Raw genomic sequence first — 1,484 nt, forward strand, 5'->3', positions numbered from 1 at the left:
CACTAAATACTTAGATATTTTATTGCCGGGTTAATATATATTGCGATCAATTTTTCTGAACGTGACTTTTTACGAGACCATCATTTTTAACTCTATAATATATATCGATTATTTTTTCAGCATTATGTTTCCATAAATGATTGTTCAAAACTTGTACTCTAGCATTAAAAGTAATTTTTTTTCTTAATTCTTCATGTTCACATATATTAATTAAAACTTTTGATAAGCTATTAGTATCTCTTCGATTAAAAATGAGACCGTTCACTTCATTTTCAATAACATCTAAAATTGGCGGTAAATCAGGTGCAACTGGAACAGCATTCATGGCCATATATTCAAAAAGCTTCATCGGAGAACCATATTCATTTGAATCTGGAATAACACCAACATTCATTTTTGCAAGATACCCTGGAATCATTTCATGGGGTACTTTGCCAGTTAATTCAACTTCATTACTAAATCCCATACTATCTATCGATAATTTAAAACGCTGGAAAGTTACGCCGCTTCCAACTATTAAAAATTTAATATTTTTATTTGTTTTTAAAATATCAGGAATAACCTCTAATAACATATCTACTCCATGCCATTGAGCAAAAGACCCCACAAAACCAACAACAACTTTTTTATCATAGTTAATCGGATACTTTTCAATATCAAAAGTCTTTTCATCTATTGCATTTGGTATAAAGCAAATTTTTTTATTTTTACCAATTCTATCTTCGATTATCTCAACAAATTTTGAAGAAATCGTTATGACAGAATCAACATTACAAAAAATCCAGTTTTCAAATCTTTTAGAAATAAATTCTAATTTATGATTTCTTGTTCTTTTAATTCCAGTCGCATCATTGACCTCTAATAAAATAGGAATTTTCATTTTATTAGCAAATAAAACTGTGGCAAAAGTATTTAGAGCGTACCTTTCGTATATAAAATCATATTTTTGATTTTTAAATTTTTTAACTAAATTTATATATAATATAAAATTATAAAGAAATTCGGCAAATTCGAATAAAACTTGATTTAAATGAAGACTTATAAAATCAAAAAACTTTGATATTAATTTATTTTTTTTTTGAGTAGAAGCACCGGGAACAGAAAGTAAATCAACTTCATGCCCTTTTTCTTTTAATGCATTAACAATCCCCATAATATGTACACTCTCTACATCTGAGCCCCTTGTTCTGTGTGTGTATAAAACTTTTAATTTTTTATTATCCATATGACTTACTCCTAACGATTGTCCCGTTGCTTTTAACCTTCATAGAAATATATTAAACCGGCAATTGAATACATCAACATTGAGCAGCATAAGCTATCTTCGGGTATTTGAAGAAATTTTGGATCATCCGATTAAAGCGTACTTTGATTCATGAAGAGCAAGGATTTTCAATTTGAAAAAATCCATATCACTAAAGCCGTAAGCCTGTTTTTGCAGTATTATAATTTTGTTATTGATGCCTTCTAACGGTCCTGTAGAA

The 1,484-nt window shown here is 28.4% G+C and carries 2 protein-coding genes; both read right to left on the reverse strand.

The features are described from left to right. Positions 1 to 46: 46 nt before the first annotated feature. Entirely contained in the window at positions 47 to 1,225 is a 1,179-nt protein-coding gene (locus tag ACYQ11_RS22010) for a glycosyltransferase family 4 protein (protein ID WP_459925986.1), read from the reverse strand. Between the two features lie 123 nt (positions 1,226 to 1,348). Next, positions 1,349 to 1,484, reverse strand: a 136-nt coding sequence (locus tag ACYQ11_RS22015; protein WP_459925987.1) for a transposase, incomplete at its 5' end; no start/stop codon positions are given.

Source organism: Desulfatiferula olefinivorans (assembly GCF_054657895.1).

Excerpts from the sequence above, each read along its gene's own strand:
- ACYQ11_RS22010 (WP_459925986.1), bottom strand. The coding sequence starts at position 1,225 with ATGGATAATAAAAAATTAAAAGTTTTATACACACACAGAACAAGGGGC.